The following is a 16,965-nucleotide window of genomic DNA, read 5'->3' as shown; positions in this document are numbered from 1 at the left end:
TCCGACACCCCGCCTGCCAAGTACATCAGCGCTCCGTCCCCTCCTGCGAATCCCGCCCTAACCCTTGCGCCGCCTGGACCACCACCGGATCCAACCGTCTGCCAAAGTCCTCAAGGGCGCTGTCACCCGCCAGGACCAGCTCGCACGCATCAAGCCCATTTCTTTTCTCACGGCGGCCGTCACGGCTGCTTCGCGTGCCACCACATCGCGCGCAAGACGTAGTACGGTAACCCGTGTACGGTCTGCGGGCGACGTACCAGGTGAGCCCGTTTGCATCGCTTCTTCTGGTGCAACGGCCTTGGCCTGCGCCATGAGTTCATCGACATCGAAAAAGGCCAGGGGCTGCTCCGCGCAGGTAGTGACCAGCAGGCCCCAAGGTTCATGCACGTCGATGCCCTTGGGCCCACCTTCGCGCGGGTTGTGATGCCCCTGCTCGAACACGTCATCGTCCAGCACGCGGATCACGGCGTTCGGCTGGGCCAGGTTTTTCCACCCCGAAGCAGCGCGGTGAAACACCGCCACGTGGGGAGCGCCCGCGTCCGCCACCAACAAGATGCGGCCCCCCGACAGAAAACACAGCCCATGGGGATAGCTGATTCCACGCAGTTCTGCCGCGGGCTCGTTGCCCGGCGCGAGGAATTCATCGTTGCGATAAAGCGCTACAAGGTGGCGGTCGTGGTTGCTCACCGCCACCCAGTCCGCACTGGCGTCCAGCGCCACACCGTCCGGAACCTCCAGCCCCTGCTGCATGAGGAGCTGTGCATCAAGGTGGGAAAAGCCGGCCGCCGTGTTCAACAGGTGATGGGTGACATAGTGGGAAAAGCCGTTGCACACCCAAAGCTCATGCAGTCCCGCGCCCAGATCCCGTGCACACAGGCTTCCCGGGGTGCTCAGGAGTTCTGTCTCACGCTTGCTGATGACGGACCGGGGTTGAAGGTCACACACAGAGGTCAGCCGATCTGCGCGGGGAATGTCGAACAGCGATACATTGCCCTCCCGACTGGCGACCGCGACGATGCTGTTACTGATCCAGCACAGGCCATGGGGGCGCCGGAGACTGGTGGAGGCAACCTCCACGGTATCCGTCAGGTACAGCACCTTCTGTCCATTTTCGAACTGGCAGTCCACCCCGACAATCAGCACCTTGTCCAGCGTGATGGCGGCAAGGGCAACACGGCGCCCGTCGGGTGACCAACTCACATCCTCAGTGCGCCCCATCGATGCGATGGAGTTCAACACTTCTGCTGGACCGATACATGCCAGTCTCACGGAGAGACTCCTTGCTGGGCGTTATGAAACGCCAACGCATCCTCCACACTTCCATCCATCACCACACATCCATCCTTCAGGACCAGCGCGCGGTTGCAAAAGCTCTTGAGAATGACTTCGTTGTGGGACGCAAGCACCAGAATGGAGACCTGTTCGATCAGCCCGTTGATGCGTTCCTTGGCCTGGCTGAAAAACTTTGCGTCACCGGCGCCAATCATTTCATCCATGAGCAGGATATCGGGAACGACGCTTGTGGACACCGCGAATGCCAGGCGCAGCAGCATGCCCTGGGAATAAGTCCGGACCGGTAGCTGAAGGTGTTCGCCAAGCTGGGTGAATGCCTCCACCGAGGGAATAAGACCCATCGCCTGCCTGCGCGTCAGCCCCATCACAATGCCGCGCATGATGATGTTGTCGTAGCCGGTGGCATCGACGTCCATGCCCAGCATGATGTCCGTGAGGGCGGCAACCCGGCCACGAAAGGACAATTCACCTTGCGTGGGTTCGTAAACTCCGGAAAGCACACGCAGCAGCGTGGTTTTTCCGGCCCCGTTGGAGCCGATCAAGCCAATGCGGTCTCCTGGGCGAAGCACAAGGCTCACATCGCGCAACGCATGCACGCTGACCTGCCGCAAGCCGCTGGCCTCCACGCGAGCCTTGTCGCGCTGGGGGAGCCCCAGCACAGTGTTCAGCAGCCCCCGGGACCGGGTTGTAAAAACGGGGAAGTCGATTGACACGCCCGTCAACTGGATATGGACCATCTTGCGATACCGAGGGGCTCTGCGCCTATAACCAGTACACAATCCGCCGCCGGATCGCCACGTACTGCCAGAAAAAAACCAACGCCAGCAGCAAGACCACGCCCACCGCAGCGCCCCATGTGTGCAGGCCCGGGACGGTTCCCAACAAGGGGCTGCGCATCAGTTCCAGGAAAAGCGCCAACGGATTCAGGTGCACCACCCACTGGGCACGCTCGGTCAACTGGTCAGGAACCCACAGCACGGGTGTCACAAAAAAACTGACCTGCATCAGGCTGCCCAGGGCCACCGTCACGTCACGGAAGCGGGCCGCCAGCCCACCAAGGATGGCAACCACCAGACTGGCCGCAAGCAGCGTCAGTGCAGTTGCAGCCAGCAGCGCCCCCCACTGCACCGCCCCCAGCCGCCCCGCCCACAACAACACGGCCAGCACAATCACCGCGCTGTGCAGCATCAAGATGGAACATCGGAACACGGTGCGAAAAACAAATGCCATCTTGGGATAAGGCGTCTGCTTCAGGAACGCATCCGAGCCGATATAGGTCAAACAGCCCTCATTGATCAGGGCACTGAAGTACCCGAACAGCACATGCCCAGCACAAAAATACGGCAGGTACCATTCGGCCGGATACTTGAACAGCTGCGCACCAATCAGGCCAAACGCAACGATGAACACGGCCGTGTGCAGCGTAATCCACACAGGCCCCAGAAAGGTCCGCCGATACTGCTTGGCAACATCGTTCCAACCCATGAAACACCAGAAGCGCCACGCCACCATGGCGCTCCAGATATCAAGCCCCAGCAATTGCACTTGCCTCTGGCGCGCAGATACGGGGGGGGGGGTGGTTGAAGGTGTCATCACGAGAAACTCAAGCCATCGACTCGTAGACGCGGAGGGTTTTTTCTGCGCACGCTTGCCAGGTGAACGCGCGCACGCGATCACATCCACGCACGACCAGCTGGCTTGCCAACTCGGGGTTCTCGGCGATGCGGCGCATCGCATCCGAAAGCTCGTCGACGCGAAGAGGATCAATCAACAAGGCCGCGTCGCCCGCCACCTCCGGGATAGAGGTCGTATTGGATGCCACCACGGGCACACCCGCCGCAAAGGCTTCCAGCACCGGCAATCCGAATCCCTCGTGGAGCGACGGGAACACCAGGGCCGTCGCACGCTTGATGACCACCTGAAGTTCGTCATCCGGCAAATGCCGCAACCAGCGGACATGCTTGAGCGCTCCCCCTGTGAACTGCGCGATGACGTCCTCGCACCCCCAGCCCGGCTTGCCAACCACAATCAAGGGGCACTCGCGCTGCAGGTGTTCGGGCAGGCTCGCATGGGCCAAAAGCAGACGGCCGATATTTTTGCGTGGCTGCAGGGTGCCGACACTCACAAAATACCGATCCGGCAACGCATGCCGCAACCGTACGGCCTCTCCCAAGGCGTCGTCCACCGGTGCAAACCACCGTGCCCCCACCCCTAGCGGAATGGCGGTGATCCGCTCCTCGGGAATGCGGAAATGCATAGCGATCTGCTGGCGGGAATAGTCGGAAATCGTGATGACGTGCTGCGCCCAGAACGCGGTGCGCCGCCACAATTCGTTTTTCAGGCCCTTGAATCGGTATCGGACCCACTCGGGGTGGGACAGCGGGATCGCATCGAAAATTGTCGCCACCACTGGCGTGCCACGCAAGCGGGGCACCAGATGGTCGGTCGCATGAACCACATCAATCCCGGGACAGAGCGCGCGGCGAACTCCGCCAAAGTCCATGCCCGGCAGCGTGGCAGCCAGGGCCTGCCGCGCGAAAGGCCCAAAGGAGATCGCGGGGGTCGCCCCCTCCCACAAGCTCGCCGGTGCATCGAACAGATACGGCTGCAGCTGCGCTGACGGCGGCATGGCTGCCATCAGCTCCCGGGTGTAAGTGCCAATACCATCCACCCCACCTTGCTGGACGGACCGCGCAAGAACGCTGACCCCAAAAGCCACCCTCATCGGACGACCTCGCGCGCTAGCCGCCACAACGAACAGTCGTTTACCATCATCGGGCCCCGGGATAAGTGCGCCGCAAGTCGGCTTCAACCATCATTCGACAGATCTGCTCCACAGTGGTGTGCGCCTCCCAACCCAACTCCACCCTGGCCCGGGAAGCGTCGCCGACCAGGAGATCCACCTCTGCAGGGCGGAAGAAGCTGGGATCAACGCTCGCCACGACGCGACCAGTACCCACGTCGACGGCTACCTCCGACGCAGCGGTGCCCACAAACTCCAGGGATATTCCGGTGACCGAGAACGCCATGCGCACAAAATCGCGCACGGTATGCTGGCGGCCCGTTGCCAAAACATAGGTACCTGGTTGCTCGGCCTGCATCATCTGCCACATGCCTTCCACGTACTCAGCCGCAAAACCCCAGTCGCGGCGCGCGTCCAGATTGCCCAGTTCGAGCACATCCCTTTCACCGTGGGCCATGCGAGCCACGGCACTCGATATCTTGCGTGTCACAAATTCGCTGCCCCGAAGGGGGCTTTCATGATTAAAAAGAATGCCGCTGACGGCATACATTCCGTACGCCTCCCGGTAGTTGATAGTCATCCAGTGGGCAAACAGCTTGGAGACTGCATACGGGCTGCGCGGGCAAAAGGGTGTGGACTCGCACTGTGGCGCTTGCTCCACGCCGCCGAACATCTCTGAGGAACTGGCCTGGTAATAGCGTATGCGGGGATCTACCAGCCGGATGGCTTCCAGGAGATTCAATGCACCCTGGCCATTGACCAGCGCCGTGGTGGTGGGAGCGTCGAAACTGGCACCCACAAAGCTCTGAGCCGCCAGGTTGTACAACTCATCAGGATGGAATTTCTGCAGGAGCGCGATGGCAGAGCCCGGGTCCGTCAGGTCAAAATCGACCAGTAGCAAATTGGGATGTCCCAGCACGCCCAGCTCGTGAAGGCGCCAGGTATTCACACTGCTGGTCCGACGATGGGTTCCCACGACTTGGTACCCCTTCTTCAACAGAAACTCTGCCAAATAGGCACCGTCCTGTCCGGTTACACCAGTGATGACGGCTGTCTTGCCATGTGCAACGATGATGGGCTCTTTTCTGTAGCGCAACCTTGGAATGCCTGCTCTCCGCGCAGGAAAGCAAAGGCCAGAGGCTGCAGAGTGTTGGTGTCAGCGTGGCTTGCGCGGACGGATGCCCAGGGCTTCCTTGTTTTTGTTGATCCGGTCCTGCTTGCGCTGCTCCATCTTTTCCATGGCTTTACGCTTCGTATATCCGGTGGAATCAGCCCAAACCCACCATAGGGCCGTGGCACCAAAAGGCGCCAGCACCCACCACCAGGACCAGGCGGCCACAGGTCCGATCTCGAAATACTTCAATGCCAGAAGCAACAATGAAAGACCCAGCAGGTACATCGCGATCTCCAGAAAAAGCTGACAACGCCCGGTTGACGGCGGACAAATGCCTGTCAACCCAAGCCACTACAATTCCATTAAAAGAACTGTAACCCAACCACAGGAAATCCCACCATGAAGCGTACCCTGATCACCCTTGCCATGACGCTGTCGGTTGCCGCCCCTGCCATGGCCGATCTGGCCCTGGCAACCTCGAAGAATTGCATGGCTTGCCATGCCGTCGACAAGAAGCTGGTGGGCCCCTCCTACAAGGACGTCGCGGCCAAGTACGCCGGCCAGAAGGACGCAGTGGACAAGCTGGCCGCCAAGATCGTCAAGGGCGGTGCCGGCGTGTGGGGCCCGGTTCCGATGCCTGCGAATGCGCAGGTCAACGATGCAGAAGCCAAGAAGCTGGCTGCCTGGGTACTGACGCAGAAGTAATTTACCGCTCGTCACCCCTAGGGTTGTATGCCCCTTGTTGAAGGCCGTGCCACGCCCCGTGGTGCGGCTTTTGGTGTTTCTGGGACTTCTATTTTTGTTTTCGCACTCCAGGCAAGTCCCACAACCCGAACGTGGAAAAACCTGGCGGATCTTCCGCTCAAACCCGTGAAGCGACCGGTGCAGACTCCAGGCCACGCGTGCGCAACTGGTGCTCCAGCTGTCCCACATATGCGGCAGTGGAGTTGTCAGATTCGGTGGCGCGTGCTGCCAGGCGTGCCTCCAATTCGTCCAGCCGAGCCAACACGGTGGCATGCGCCTGCTGGTGCTGCACATCCAGAAAAGCCCGCAACTCCGTGAAACGCGAGGCTTCGGCCTTGTCCGCAAGTTCGCGCTGAACCTGCATTTCCTTGGTATGCCGGCGCGTTTCCATGAGCACGGAGCCCTGGAGCGACAAGACATAGGCAACAAAAAAGATCCCCAGCAGCGCGGTGAGGGCCAGCATGATGAGCCCCAGAGGAGCCTCAAACACCACAATCCCCAGCGACACCAGGGACGGCGCGGCGAGGGTGGGCCAGTTGAGCGCGGCCAGCGCAGCGATGGCTACGACCGTCACCAAAAGAACAATGGAACGCAGATGCATGGAAACCTCCGGTAGGCAGCGCCCAGGCGAAGATCCGCAAGCGCCATGCCCCGTTGTAACGCATGCAGAAGCCGCTACGGCCCGCAGGAGGTTGATTTCAGGCGGCGTCCTACAGTGAGGCTGTGCAAGGAGGTGGCTTCGGGGCGTCCACCTAGCTCGGCTTTGACAAAGCGCGGTATGAGTGTTCCCGAGTCCGGCAAGCGCTGCGCGCAGGCGCCGTATGAACGGCGCCTTCCTGGATCAGTTGGTCTGGGCCAATTGATCCAGGATTGCAGGATTCTCCAACGTGCTCGTGTCCTGCGTGATCGCCTCACCCTTGGCAATGCTGCGCAGCAACCGGCGCATGATCTTGCCACTGCGGGTCTTGGGCAGGTTGTCGCCAAAGCGGATGTCCTTGGGCTTGGCGATGGGGCCGATTTCCTTGGCGACCCAGTTGCGCAGTTCGTTGGCGATCTGCTTGGCCTCTTCGCCCGTGGGGCGCGAGCGCTTGAGCACCACAAAGGCGCAGATAGCTTCGCCCGTCACATCGTCCGGACGGCCCACCACGGCGGCCTCGGCCACGAGGTCGGTCTTGGAAACCAGGGCGGATTCGATCTCCATCGTGCCCATGCGATGGCCCGACACGTTCAGCACGTCGTCGATGCGGCCCGTGATACGGAAATAGCCACGGTCCGTACTGCGCACCGCGCCATCCCCCGCCAGGTAGTAGCCCTTGAGTTCTTCGGGGAAGTAGCTCTTCTTGAAGCGCTCAGGGTCGTTCCAGATGGTGCGGATCATGCTGGGCCACGGGCGCTTGATGACCAGGATGCCGCCCGCACCATTGGCCACGTCGTTGCCCGTTTCATCGACGATGGCAGCGGTGATGCCAGGCAATGGCAGCGTGCAGCTGCCAGGAACCAGCGGGGTGGCACCGGGCAGCGGCGTGATGACATGGCCACCCGTTTCGGTCTGCCAGAAGGTATCCACGATGGGGCAGCGCTCGCCGCCCACGTTCTTGTGGTACCACATCCAGGCTTCGGGGTTGATGGGCTCGCCCACGCTGCCCAGGATGCGCAGGCTCGACAGGTCGGAACGTGCGGGGTGCACGGCGGCGTCGGCCTCGGCGGCCTTGATGAGCGAGCGGATGGCGGTGGGCGCGGTGTAGAAGATCGTGCACTGGTGCCGTTCGATCATCTGCCAGAAGCGGCCTGCGTTCGGGAAGGTCGGAATGCCTTCAAACACGATCTGCGTGGCACCCGCCGCCAGCGGGCCGTAGGCCACATAGGTATGCCCTGTGATCCAGCCGATGTCGGCCGTGCACCAGAACACGTCGTCAGGGCGCAGGTCAAACGTCCAGTCCATGGTGAGCTTGGCCCACAGCAGGTAGCCCCCGGTGCTGTGCTGCACACCCTTGGGCTTGCCGGTGGATCCACTGGTGTACAGGATGAACAGGGGGTGCTCTGCCCCCACTGCCACGGGCGGGCAGTCGGTGCTCTGGCCTGCCAGTGCCTCGGTAAAGGTCTTGTCGCGCCCTGCCACCATGTTGCAGGCCGTGGGTGTGCGTTCATAGACAAACACGTGGCGCAGGGTGTCGCAGCCGCCCGTCGCCAGGGCTTCATCGATGATGGCCTTGAGCGGCAGCTCCTTGCCGCCACGCATCTGGTAGTTGGCCGTTATGACGGCCACGGCACCCGCGTCGATGATGCGCTCGTGCACCGCCTTGGCACTGAAGCCACCAAACACCACGCTGTGCGTGGCGCCAATGCGGGCGCAGGCCTGCATCGCCACCACGCCTTCGATCGTCATGGGCATGTAGATCAGCACGCGGTCGCCCTTGGCCACGCCATGGGCCTTGAGCGCATTGGCAAACTGGCTCACGCGGGCCAGCAGTTCTTTGTAGGTGATCTTGGTGACCGTGCCATCGTCGGCCTCGAAGATGATGGCGGCCTTGTTCTCGGTGGGCGTACCGATGTGGCGGTCCAGGCAGTTGGCCGAGGCGTTGAGCTCGCCGTCGGCAAACCACTGGTAGAACGGCGCGTTGGATTCGTCCAGCGTGCGCGTGAACGGCTTGGTCCACTGTACGTTCTCACGGGCCAGGCGCGCCCAAAAGCCTTCGAAGTCCTTGTCGGCCTCGGCACACAGCGCGTCGTAGCCCGCCATGCCTGACACGCGGGCGGCCTTGACGACCGCATCGGCGGGCGGGAACACGCGGTTCTCAACCAATACGGACTCGATGGCAGATGTGGGCGCACTCATGGTGTTGTCTCCTGGGTCTGATGGAATTGGAATTGGGCGGTACTGTCGGGCGCGGCACTTACAAGCCACTGACTGGCACGAAGCTTACAGAATCGGCAACCTGCCCCTGCACAGGAAAGCACTTGCGCGCGAGGGGTGTCACGCGGCACCCCTAAAATCGCGCGACCCAAGACCCACCCTACATTCCATGTCCCTCCCCAAAAACCCCGCCACTCCCTCGCCCATGCGCCCCCTGCCCTCGCTGATTTTTGCCAGCCGGTGGCTGCAGCTGCCCCTGTACCTGGGCCTGATCCTGGCGCAGGCGGTGTATGTGTTTCACTTCTGGGTGGAGCTGGTGCACCTGATCGAGGCCGCTTTCGGCAACACGGCGGCGCTCAAGCAACTGGTGTCGAGCATCGGCTACAAGAGCGACTTCGAGGTGACCGCGCTCAACGAGACCATCATCATGCTGGTGGTGCTGGCGCTGATCGACGTGGTGATGATCTCCAACCTGCTGATCATGGTGATCGTGGGCGGCTATGAGACCTTTGTCTCGCGCCTGCACCTGGAAGACCACCCCGACCAGCCCGAATGGCTGAGCCACGTGAACGCCTCCGTGCTCAAGGTCAAGCTGGCCACCGCCATCATCGGCATCAGCTCGATCCACCTGCTCAAGACCTTCATCAACGCCGCCAACTATGACATCAAGGTGCTGATGTGGCAGACCATCATCCACGTGGTGTTCCTGCTGAGCGCACTGGCCATTGCGTTGACGGACCGCCTGATGTCGCACTCCGCGCCCCCCGCGCGCCACTGACACGACCCACCCCCCATAAAAGAGGCCGCCCAGAGCGGCCTCTTTTACATTTCCCCTTTCACCCTTTTTCGCCCCCTTCACCCTTTATCCCTTTTGCTGCGCACCCACCATGCAATGCCCCCTTTGCAACTGGCAGAACCCTGCCTCCTACACACACTGCTTCAGCTGCCAGGCGCCGCTGGCCGTGGCCGGCGGGCAGGCAGCAGCATCAGCCCCTGACAAGCCCCCGCAAACCCAGACGAACCTGCAGCTCGAAGATGTGTTCCCGGGCACCATGGCACGCCTGGGCGCCACGCTGATCGATGGGGTGACCATGGTGGCCATCCCGATGGCGTTGGTTCTGGCCTGGGTGTTTGCCCGTCCGGCCTTTGACAGCGCGCCCGCCACCACCTACCCGGTGGCGCTGGCGCTGGGCATCCTGGGCCTGTTCATCCCGGCGCTGATGGACGCGCTGGGCCAGGGCTCTGCCGGCAAGCGGCTGCTGGGCCAGCGCGTGGTCACCCGCTCGGGCGAGCGCCCGGGCCTCGTGCGGTCCGTGCTGCGGCATTTTCTGAAGTATTCGCTCACCCTGGGGCTGACTCTGGCGGTGCCCTTCCTGCTGCACCGTTTGCTGACCGCCCTGTTTGGCGAGCGGGGCCTGCACAGTTCGATGACCGGCACCTTCGTGGTGTCCCGCCGTGCCAGCGACACCGCCATCCAGAAGGCCGTGGCCTTGGTCCGTGGCCCCGGCTGGGTCCTCAAGGGACTGGTCATGCTGGCGGGCACGGCCGCCTTCAGCTTTGCCACCATGGTGGCCGTGGTGCTGTGGAACCAGGGCGACGAGCCCGCCAATCCCCGCCGCGAAACGGTGCGCCAGCTGGACGGCGCGGCGCGCACCGTGCTGCGGCTGGTCGAGAACCACTACCAGAGCACGGGCGCCTTCCCCACCAGCGCAGCCACCGTGGGTCTGGGCCGGCCCGGGCAGCTTCCCGCAGGTTTCCAGGCCATGGCCATCGATCCAGCCAATGGCGTGGTGCGGCTGACCATTGCCGACAGCACAGGCGACATGGCGCTGGCTGGCAAGCACCTGGTCTACACCCCGGTGCTGCGCACCCGCAAACAGCAGACGGACATCCACAAATGGCAGTGCGGCAGCGACGACATTGCGCGCAGCGACCGGTCTTTCAGCTGCCGGCACGAAGCCACAGGGATCGCCAGGTAAAGCCTTGACCAAGGCGGGCGCTCGGATCCCGCCTTCTCAATAAAAAGCGCTCTGCCGCTTTACGACCGGGCTTTTAAAGCTATATAAATCATAGCAATCAATCGGACCGTTTTTGCTCCCAAATTTCTCCCCAATCGGGCGGCACAGTGCAGGCCATACCCCACTTGCAGGAGAAATCCATGGACCGCACCACCGCCGCCCAAGCCACCGTCGCCCCCTTTGCCGCCGCCGCGCAGACGCCCTCCAACCGCCGCTTTGCCCTGAACGCCCTGGGCTCGCTGGGCATGGCCACCCTGTTGGGCTGCGGGGGTGGGGGCAGCGACACAGACACCACCGACACCACTGATACCAGCACCGGCACGGGAACAGGTAGCGGCACGGGAACAGGTAGCGGCACGGGTACCGGCACCACAACCACCTGCTCGGTCGTCCCCGAGGAAACCGCCGGCCCCTACCCTGCCGATGGCTCCAATGCCAGCAACAACACCTACAACGTGCTGGCGCTCAGCGGCATCGTGCGCTCGGACATCCGCAGCTCCATCGGTTCGTCCACGCAGGTCAGCGGCGTGCCGTTCACCATCACGATCACGCTGACCAATACCAACGCGAGCTGCGCCGCGCTGTCCGGCTACGCCATCTACCTGTGGCATTGCACGCAGGACGGCAACTATTCCGTGTACAGCTCCAGCAACATCGCCGACAACTACCTGCGCGGCGTGCAGGCCACCGATGCGAACGGCACCGTCACCTTCACCACCGTCGTGCCCGGCTGCTACGCGGGCCGCATGCCACACATGCACCTGGAGGTGTACCGAAGCCTGGCCGCAGCCAGCAACGCGAGCAACAAGATCAAGACCACGCAACTGGCCTTCCCCACGGCCTTGCTCAGCACCATCTACAGCGCCAATTCGGGCTACAGCGCCAGCGTGCGCAACCTGGCCTCCATGTCGTTTGCCACGGACAACGTCTTCAGCGACGGCACCACGCTGGAAATGACCACCATGCAGGCCAACAGCGGCGGCGGGTACTCGGCCAACATCACGATCTCGATCGCTGCTTGACTGAAAGTCCCCCTGAGTCGCCTTTGGCGCCTTCCCCCGGAGGGGGACGCACCCGGTGGCCCGGCAAAGCCGGTTCCACGGGTGCGCTGGCCTGGGCGGCGCCGGTTTCTGACGGCGTGCCCCACCCGTCAAACGCTTTCCTTAATGCACTGCGCCCTCACACGCGCCGCGCCGGCAGCACGTGCTGGCGCTGACTCGCTGAACTCCTTTCTCCACAACACTGAAAGAAAAAACACCATGCCTATGCACTCTCTTCGTCCCTGCTGGCTGGCCCGCGTGGCGCTCACGACCATGCTGGCTGCAATATCCGCCACCCCCGTGCTGGCGCAATCCCAAGGACGGCAGGACCCACCCGCGCCGCCGCCCGAGGCCTATGCCGCCTGCAAGGGCAAGACCGAAGGCGCCAGCGTGACGTTGACCATGCCCGATGGCAAATCGCTCGCAGGCACATGCCGCACAATGGGCGGCACCCTGGTGGCCATGCCCGCAGGCGGGCCTGGCGGCCCCGGCGGAGCAGGCGGCCCGCCCCCCGCCCGCTGACGACACCTGCGCCCCCATCGATGCCCCACCTGACCCTGCACCGCAAAGCCTTCATCGCCCTGGCCGCCCTGCTGGTGGCCTTGCTGCTGATTTTTGCGGGCTTTTCGCGCCTGGGTCTGCAGCGGGGCCTGGGGCCGTATGTGGCAGAGATCGAACTGGCCCGCATGGGCTGGCTGGCCGAGCGCCTGCAGGCCCACCACACGCAGACGGGCGGCTGGGACACCCTGCGCAACCAGCCCCGCCTCTGGGGCCAGCTCAGCCACCCAGGGGCAAGCCTGCGCCGCTCAGGCGCCCAGAGCGCTGAAGGCCCCCCGCCCACCGACCGGAGCGGTCCGCCCGGCATGCCCCCCGAACTGGCGAACGGCAACCCGGCAGTGGACCGCAGCATGCAGCAGCCCCCGCCACCGCCCCCCGACGGCGGCCCGCCCCCGGGCGAGCGCAGCGCGGGTGGCCCACAACGCCACCCCGATGACCTGTTCCCCCGCCTGGGCCTGGTGGATGCACAGCAAAACCTGGTGGCAGGTGCCACGCCCCAGCCCGGCAGCGCGCGCCTAGCCCTGACCGGTGCCGATGGCCAGACCATCGGCCAGCTGGTGCTGGCCCCCCCGCAGGGCGTGCGCAGCGATGCCGACCAGGCCTTTCTGGCGCAACACCTGGGCTTCGTGGCGTGGACAGGCCTGGCCGGCCTGGCGCTGGCACTGCTGCTGTCGGGCTGGCTGGCACGGCGCTGGCTGGCGCCGGTCGAAGCCCTGGCCACCGGCGCACGCGGCATTGCGCAGGGCCACCTGCACACCCGGGTGCCTGTGCACGGCAACGATGAACTGGCCCAGCTGGCCCGCACCTTCAACACCATGGCCGAACAACTGAGCAGCATCGAGTCCTCGCGCCGCCAGTGGCTGGGCGACGTGGCCCACGAGCTGCGCACCCCCCTGGCCGCCATGCGCGCCGAGATCGAAGCCGTGCAGGACGGCGTGCGCCCCTTTGACGACAAGACCGCGCTGCGCCTGCACCGACAGGTGATGCGCCTGATCCAACTGGTGGGCGACCTGCGTGCCAGCCTGGACGCCGCTGGCACCAGCGCGCCATCGGCCCAGGTGCCCGTGCACCCGCTGTCGCTGCTGACCGAAGCACTGACGTCGATGCGCCCGCGCCTGGCGCAGGCCGCCATCGATGTAGATACCACGGGCCTGGACGCCCTGGCCGCGCAGTCGTCCGTGTCAACGCCCGCCCCAATACCCGCCCCATTGGTGCGCGGCGACGCGCAGCAACTGCACCAGGTGTTCTTGAACCTGCTGGAAAACAGCCTGCGCTACACCGATGCGGGCGGCCTGCTGCGCCTCTCGGCACGCCTGTTGCCACCGGCCGATGGAGCCGCCCAACTGCAGGTGGAGCTGGACGACAGCGCGCCCGGCGTGCCCGCGCACGAGCTGCCACGCATCTTTGACCGCCTGTACCGCGCCGAAACCTCGCGCAACCGCGACCATGGCGGTTCCGGCCTGGGCCTGGCGATCTGCCGCGCCATCGTGCTCGCGCACGGCGGCACGCTGGTGGCCGACACCTCCCCCCTGGGCGGTCTGCGCATCACGCTGCAACTGCCACTGCTGGACAACCCCTCATGAGCCACCGCATCCTCGTCGTCGAAGACGAACCCGACATCGCCGCCATCGTGGTCGACTACCTGCGCCACGCGGGCTATACCGTTGAACACCAGGCCGATGGCCGCGCGGCGCTCGCCAGCATGCTGGCCGCGCCGCCCGACCTCACGCTGCTGGACATCATGCTGCCCGGCATGGATGGCCTGGAGGTGCTGCGCCAGGCACGCCGCCACACACAGCACCCCATCATCATGCTGACCGCACGCGTCGAAGAAGTGGACCGGCTCATCGGCCTGGAGCTGGGCGCGGACGACTACATCTGCAAGCCTTTTTCGCCGCGCGAAGTGGTGGCGCGCGCCAAGGCCGTGCTGCGCCGAACCGCCGCTGCGCAAGAGCCCCCGGCAGCCACCACCACGGTGGCGGCGCTGATGCTGGACGAATCGCACTGGCAGGCCACGTTGCACGGCACGCCACTGGGCCTCACGCGGCGCGAGTTCCGGCTGCTGCAGGTGCTGGCCCGCCAGCGCGGGCGCATCTTCTCGCGCGCGCAGCTGCTGGACCAAGCGTACGACGACACGCTGGACGTGAACGAGCGCGCCATCGACAGCCACATCAAGAACCTGCGCAAGAAGCTCAAGGCCGCCAGCGCGGACGGCAGCGACTGGATTCGTTCGGTGTACGGCGTGGGTTTTGCCCTGGACCCGACTGCGGCCGATTGAGCGTGGTCCGATCAAGCAGGTTGCTACATTTTTTGCAGCTACTTGCGCTTATCCAATAAGCGCAGGATCCATTTTTTACCCACAATGGTGGCACAACAGGCTACCGATTCGGTCCCTGTCTCACCCCTGCGCACGGAGCGCACCTACACTACCACCGCCCGGGCACAGGTGTGATCGGGGCCACGCACTGGCCCTTACCACCTGTTCGCCCCGATGCCCACTCTCTCCCCAACGCCCCGCGCGCCTGCGCCAGCCCGGCCCCCAACGCGCCCACAGAAGCTGCCCGGTGGGCTGGTGTACGTCACACCCGCCATGCCCGGCCTCACCCGCGTGCGCAACGGCGCTAAGGCGTTTCGCTACCGCCAGCCCGATGGCCAGTGGCTCCAAGACCCAGACGAGATCACCCGCATCCAGCGCCTGGCCATCCCGCCCGCCTACACCGACGTCTGGATCTGCCCGCTGCCCAACGGCCACCTGCAGGCCACTGGACTGGACGCACGCGGGCGGCGCCAGTACCGCTACCACCCGCAGTGGCGCGAGCAGCGCGACGAGGGCAAGTTCGAGCACATGCAGGCCTTTGGCCGCGCGCTGCCACGCATCCGCACCCGCGTGGCGCGCGACCTGGCGGCACACCGCAGCGGCCAGCCCCTGACACGCACCCTGGTGCTGGCCACCCTGGTCCGGTTGCTGGACACCACCTTCCTGCGCGTGGGCAACGAGGAGTACGCCGCTACCAACAAGTCGTACGGCCTGACCACGCTGCGCACGCGGCATGTGCAGGTCAAGGGCAGCCAGCTGACGCTGCGCTTTCGCGGCAAGAGCGGTGTGCAGCAGGAGGCCGAGCTGAGCGACCCCCGCGTGGCCCGCGTGGTGCGGCACTGCCAGCAGCTGCCGGGGCAGGAGCTCTTCCAGTATGAAGATGAGGACGGCACCCCTCGCACCGTGGGCTCGGGCGACGTGAATGACTACCTGCGCGAGATCACACAGGGCGTGAGCAGCACCGAAGGCGATCACTTCACCGCCAAGGACTTCCGCACCTGGCACGGCACCACGCAGGCGCTGGAGCTGACACGCCTGGCCTGCACCCAGACCGACGCCTCCGGCGCGGCCGACAAAAACGTGCGCTACAGCGCCAAGGCCATCCTGGCCGAGGTGGCGCGCCAGCTGGGCAACACGCCGGCCGTGTGCAGGAAGTCGTATGTGCACCCGGCCGTGCTGGATCTGGGCTCGCGGCTGGCATCCGACGCGGGGCCGGGCATGCAGGCGGTGTGGAATCACATCGGCGGCACCACATCGCCACGGGGCCTGAGTGCGGCGGAGCGCCGGCTGCTGGCGTTTCTGCGCAAGCCGCAAAGGCAGCACAAGGCGCACCCCAGCGCCAAAGCGTAGGCAGGGCTGCGGCACCCGGCGATGGGGTGTCGCGCAAGTGCCGTGCAGGACCATCGCGGTGCGGGCTGTATCGCTAAACTGGCATGCTGCGCCTTTTCACCGTCTTTCCGCCCGGCCCTGCGCACAGGCCGGCCCCGCCCAACTCCAGCCTGCCGCCATGCCCACCGCCACCATTGCCTTGCCAGAGTCCACCCATTCCCTGGCCGACCACCACCTGCAACGCCCCTTCCTCAGCCTGCCCGAGCGCGAGGCCATCAACCGGGGCCGCTGGTTCGCCGCGCTCACGCCGTCGCTGCGGCATGACATCTTCCGGCTGGGCCGCATCACGCGCTATATGCATGGCCAGATGATCGTCGAGCAGGGGGATCTGGCGCAGGACTGGTTTGCCTGTGCCAGCGGTGCCATCCGGTTTCGGCGCACCACACCGTCGGGCAAGCAGGTGACGCTGGCCTACGTGGAGCCCGGCATCTGGGTGGGCGAGGCCGAGGTGCTGCACCGCGGCCCCAACACCTACGACGCGCACGCCCACGGCCCCACCACGGTGCTGAGCGTGGCCGAGGGCGTGTTCCGCCAGCTGCTGCGCGAACACCCCGAGTTCGGCGAGGCACTGCTCACGCTGCAGGCGCGCCGCATGCGCTACCTGTACTGGATGATGGAAGACATGGCCACCCTGCCCTTGCGCGCACGACTGGCCAAGCAGCTGCTGCACGTGCTGCGCCGCTTCGGCGAGCGCGCCGCCGTGCCCGGCCAGCGTGGCGCCATCGGGCTGGCGCTGGTGCAGGACGAGCTGGCGCAACTGCTGGGCGGCTCACGCCAGCGCATCAATGTGGAACTCAAGTGGATGGAGCGCGAGGGCATTATCGGCATCCACCAGCGCGGCATCGTGGTGCACCAGCAGGAACAGCTGGAGGCGCTGGCGCAGCAGGGGTAGACC

General features: G+C 64.8%; 17 protein-coding genes. 9 read left to right on the top strand and 8 right to left on the bottom strand.

The window, feature by feature from the left end; all coding sequences use genetic code 11:
• Positions 1-57: 57 nt before the first annotated feature.
• The 6 genes from ASE52_RS01725 to ASE52_RS01700 all read right to left on the bottom strand — a co-directional run bounded on the left by ASE52_RS01725 (position 58) and on the right by ASE52_RS01700 (position 5,435).
• Positions 58-1,236 (bottom strand): hypothetical protein, encoded by a 1,179-nt coding sequence (locus ASE52_RS01725; RefSeq protein ID WP_140426116.1) that lies wholly within the window; start codon positions 1,234-1,236, stop codon positions 58-60.
• 29 nt (positions 1,237-1,265) lie between these two features.
• Positions 1,266-2,030, bottom strand: coding sequence for an ABC transporter ATP-binding protein (locus ASE52_RS01720; RefSeq protein ID WP_010460614.1), 765 nt, complete (start codon positions 2,028-2,030; stop codon positions 1,266-1,268).
• A gap of 25 nt (positions 2,031-2,055) precedes the next feature.
• The gene (locus ASE52_RS01715) at positions 2,056-2,976 is read right to left on the bottom strand and encodes an ABC transporter permease (RefSeq protein ID WP_140426115.1); all 921 of its coding nucleotides are present in this window, start codon (positions 2,974-2,976) and stop codon (positions 2,056-2,058) included.
• Positions 2,897-3,931, bottom strand: coding sequence for a glycosyltransferase family 1 protein (locus ASE52_RS01710; RefSeq protein ID WP_241776896.1), 1,035 nt, complete (start codon positions 3,929-3,931; stop codon positions 2,897-2,899). The genes ASE52_RS01715 and ASE52_RS01710 overlap by 80 nt, the downstream gene beginning before the upstream one ends.
• Positions 3,932-4,064: 133 nt before the next feature.
• Positions 4,065-5,141, bottom strand: a complete 1,077-nt coding sequence (gene gmd / locus ASE52_RS01705) for a GDP-mannose 4,6-dehydratase (protein ID WP_082606727.1) — start codon at positions 5,139-5,141, stop codon at positions 4,065-4,067.
• Positions 5,142-5,192: 51 nt separating this feature from the next.
• Complete coding sequence (locus ASE52_RS01700; protein ID WP_010460606.1) at positions 5,193-5,435, bottom strand: TIGR04438 family Trp-rich protein; 243 nt, start codon at positions 5,433-5,435, stop codon at positions 5,193-5,195.
• Positions 5,436-5,549: 114 nt separating this feature from the next.
• On the opposite strand from ASE52_RS01700, the gene ASE52_RS01695 reads away from it, so the two are divergent.
• The gene (locus ASE52_RS01695) at positions 5,550-5,855 is read left to right on the top strand and encodes a c-type cytochrome (protein ID WP_010460604.1); all 306 of its coding nucleotides are present in this window, start codon (positions 5,550-5,552) and stop codon (positions 5,853-5,855) included.
• Between the two features lie 157 nt (positions 5,856-6,012).
• Here ASE52_RS01695 and ASE52_RS01690 read toward each other — a convergent pair whose 3' ends face one another.
• Together ASE52_RS01690 and acs are read right to left on the bottom strand one after the other, a co-directional pair.
• Positions 6,013-6,495, bottom strand: coding sequence for a hypothetical protein (locus ASE52_RS01690; RefSeq protein ID WP_010460602.1), 483 nt, complete (start codon positions 6,493-6,495; stop codon positions 6,013-6,015).
• A 240-nt stretch (positions 6,496-6,735) separates the two neighbouring features.
• Positions 6,736-8,730, bottom strand: coding sequence for an acetate--CoA ligase (acs, locus tag ASE52_RS01685; protein ID WP_057223288.1), 1,995 nt, complete (start codon positions 8,728-8,730; stop codon positions 6,736-6,738).
• Positions 8,731-8,917: 187 nt separating this feature from the next.
• Here acs and ASE52_RS01680 point away from each other — a divergent pair, with 187 nt between their 5' ends.
• The 8 genes from ASE52_RS01680 (at position 8,918) to ASE52_RS01645 (ending at position 16,962) form a co-directional block, all read left to right on the top strand.
• On the top strand, positions 8,918-9,526 hold the full coding sequence (locus ASE52_RS01680) for a TIGR00645 family protein (RefSeq protein WP_029413653.1): 609 nt from the start codon (positions 8,918-8,920) through the stop codon (positions 9,524-9,526).
• Between the two features lie 109 nt (positions 9,527-9,635).
• Positions 9,636-10,727: an RDD family protein gene (locus ASE52_RS01675; RefSeq protein ID WP_057223287.1), complete on the top strand. Its 1,092-nt coding sequence runs from the start codon at positions 9,636-9,638 to the stop codon at positions 10,725-10,727.
• 179 nt (positions 10,728-10,906) lie between these two features.
• Entirely contained in the window at positions 10,907-11,788 is an 882-nt protein-coding gene (locus ASE52_RS01670; RefSeq protein WP_057223286.1) for an intradiol ring-cleavage dioxygenase, read from the top strand.
• Between the two features lie 237 nt (positions 11,789-12,025).
• Positions 12,026-12,328 (top strand): hypothetical protein, encoded by a 303-nt coding sequence (locus tag ASE52_RS01665; RefSeq protein WP_241776895.1) that lies wholly within the window; start codon positions 12,026-12,028, stop codon positions 12,326-12,328.
• Between the two features lie 20 nt (positions 12,329-12,348).
• On the top strand, positions 12,349-13,947 hold the full coding sequence (locus ASE52_RS01660) for an ATP-binding protein (protein WP_057223282.1): 1,599 nt from the start codon (positions 12,349-12,351) through the stop codon (positions 13,945-13,947).
• Complete coding sequence (locus tag ASE52_RS01655; RefSeq protein ID WP_010460588.1) at positions 13,944-14,642, top strand: response regulator; 699 nt, start codon at positions 13,944-13,946, stop codon at positions 14,640-14,642. Before ASE52_RS01660 ends, ASE52_RS01655 begins: the two co-directional genes overlap by 4 nt.
• A gap of 213 nt (positions 14,643-14,855) precedes the next feature.
• Positions 14,856-16,031: a DNA topoisomerase IB gene (locus tag ASE52_RS01650; RefSeq protein ID WP_082606726.1), complete on the top strand. Its 1,176-nt coding sequence runs from the start codon at positions 14,856-14,858 to the stop codon at positions 16,029-16,031.
• A 157-nt stretch (positions 16,032-16,188) separates the two neighbouring features.
• A complete protein-coding gene (locus ASE52_RS01645) occupies positions 16,189-16,962 on the top strand; it encodes a Crp/Fnr family transcriptional regulator (protein WP_057223275.1) in 774 nt (257 codons plus the stop codon).
• Positions 16,963-16,965 lie beyond the last annotated feature (3 nt).

It is taken from the genome of Acidovorax sp. Root275 (assembly GCF_001428965.1).
In the GTDB taxonomy this organism is placed as follows: Bacteria; Pseudomonadota; Gammaproteobacteria; order Burkholderiales; family Burkholderiaceae_C; genus Acidovorax; species Acidovorax radicis.
Note: the sequence above shows the minus strand (reverse complement) of the source record. Positions and strands in the feature narration are given on the sequence as shown.

Excerpts from the sequence above, each read along its gene's own strand:
- ASE52_RS01720 (WP_010460614.1), bottom strand. The coding sequence starts at position 2,030 with ATGGTCCATATCCAGTTGACGGGCGTGTCAATCGACTTCCCCGTTTTT.
- ASE52_RS01710 (WP_241776896.1), bottom strand. The coding sequence starts at position 3,931 with ATGGCAGCCATGCCGCCGTCAGCGCAGCTGCAGCCGTATCTGTTCGAT.
- ASE52_RS01700 (WP_010460606.1), bottom strand. The coding sequence starts at position 5,435 with ATGTACCTGCTGGGTCTTTCATTGTTGCTTCTGGCATTGAAGTATTTC.
- ASE52_RS01695 (WP_010460604.1), top strand. The coding sequence starts at position 5,550 with ATGAAGCGTACCCTGATCACCCTTGCCATGACGCTGTCGGTTGCCGCC.
- ASE52_RS01690 (WP_010460602.1), bottom strand. The coding sequence starts at position 6,495 with ATGCATCTGCGTTCCATTGTTCTTTTGGTGACGGTCGTAGCCATCGCT.
- acs (WP_057223288.1), bottom strand. The coding sequence starts at position 8,730 with ATGAGTGCGCCCACATCTGCCATCGAGTCCGTATTGGTTGAGAACCGC.
- ASE52_RS01680 (WP_029413653.1), top strand. The coding sequence starts at position 8,918 with ATGTCCCTCCCCAAAAACCCCGCCACTCCCTCGCCCATGCGCCCCCTG.
- ASE52_RS01675 (WP_057223287.1), top strand. The coding sequence starts at position 9,636 with ATGCAATGCCCCCTTTGCAACTGGCAGAACCCTGCCTCCTACACACAC.
- ASE52_RS01670 (WP_057223286.1), top strand. The coding sequence starts at position 10,907 with ATGGACCGCACCACCGCCGCCCAAGCCACCGTCGCCCCCTTTGCCGCC.
- ASE52_RS01665 (WP_241776895.1), top strand. The coding sequence starts at position 12,026 with ATGCCTATGCACTCTCTTCGTCCCTGCTGGCTGGCCCGCGTGGCGCTC.
- ASE52_RS01660 (WP_057223282.1), top strand. The coding sequence starts at position 12,349 with ATGCCCCACCTGACCCTGCACCGCAAAGCCTTCATCGCCCTGGCCGCC.
- ASE52_RS01655 (WP_010460588.1), top strand. The coding sequence starts at position 13,944 with ATGAGCCACCGCATCCTCGTCGTCGAAGACGAACCCGACATCGCCGCC.
- ASE52_RS01650 (WP_082606726.1), top strand. The coding sequence starts at position 14,856 with ATGCCCACTCTCTCCCCAACGCCCCGCGCGCCTGCGCCAGCCCGGCCC.
- ASE52_RS01645 (WP_057223275.1), top strand. The coding sequence starts at position 16,189 with ATGCCCACCGCCACCATTGCCTTGCCAGAGTCCACCCATTCCCTGGCC.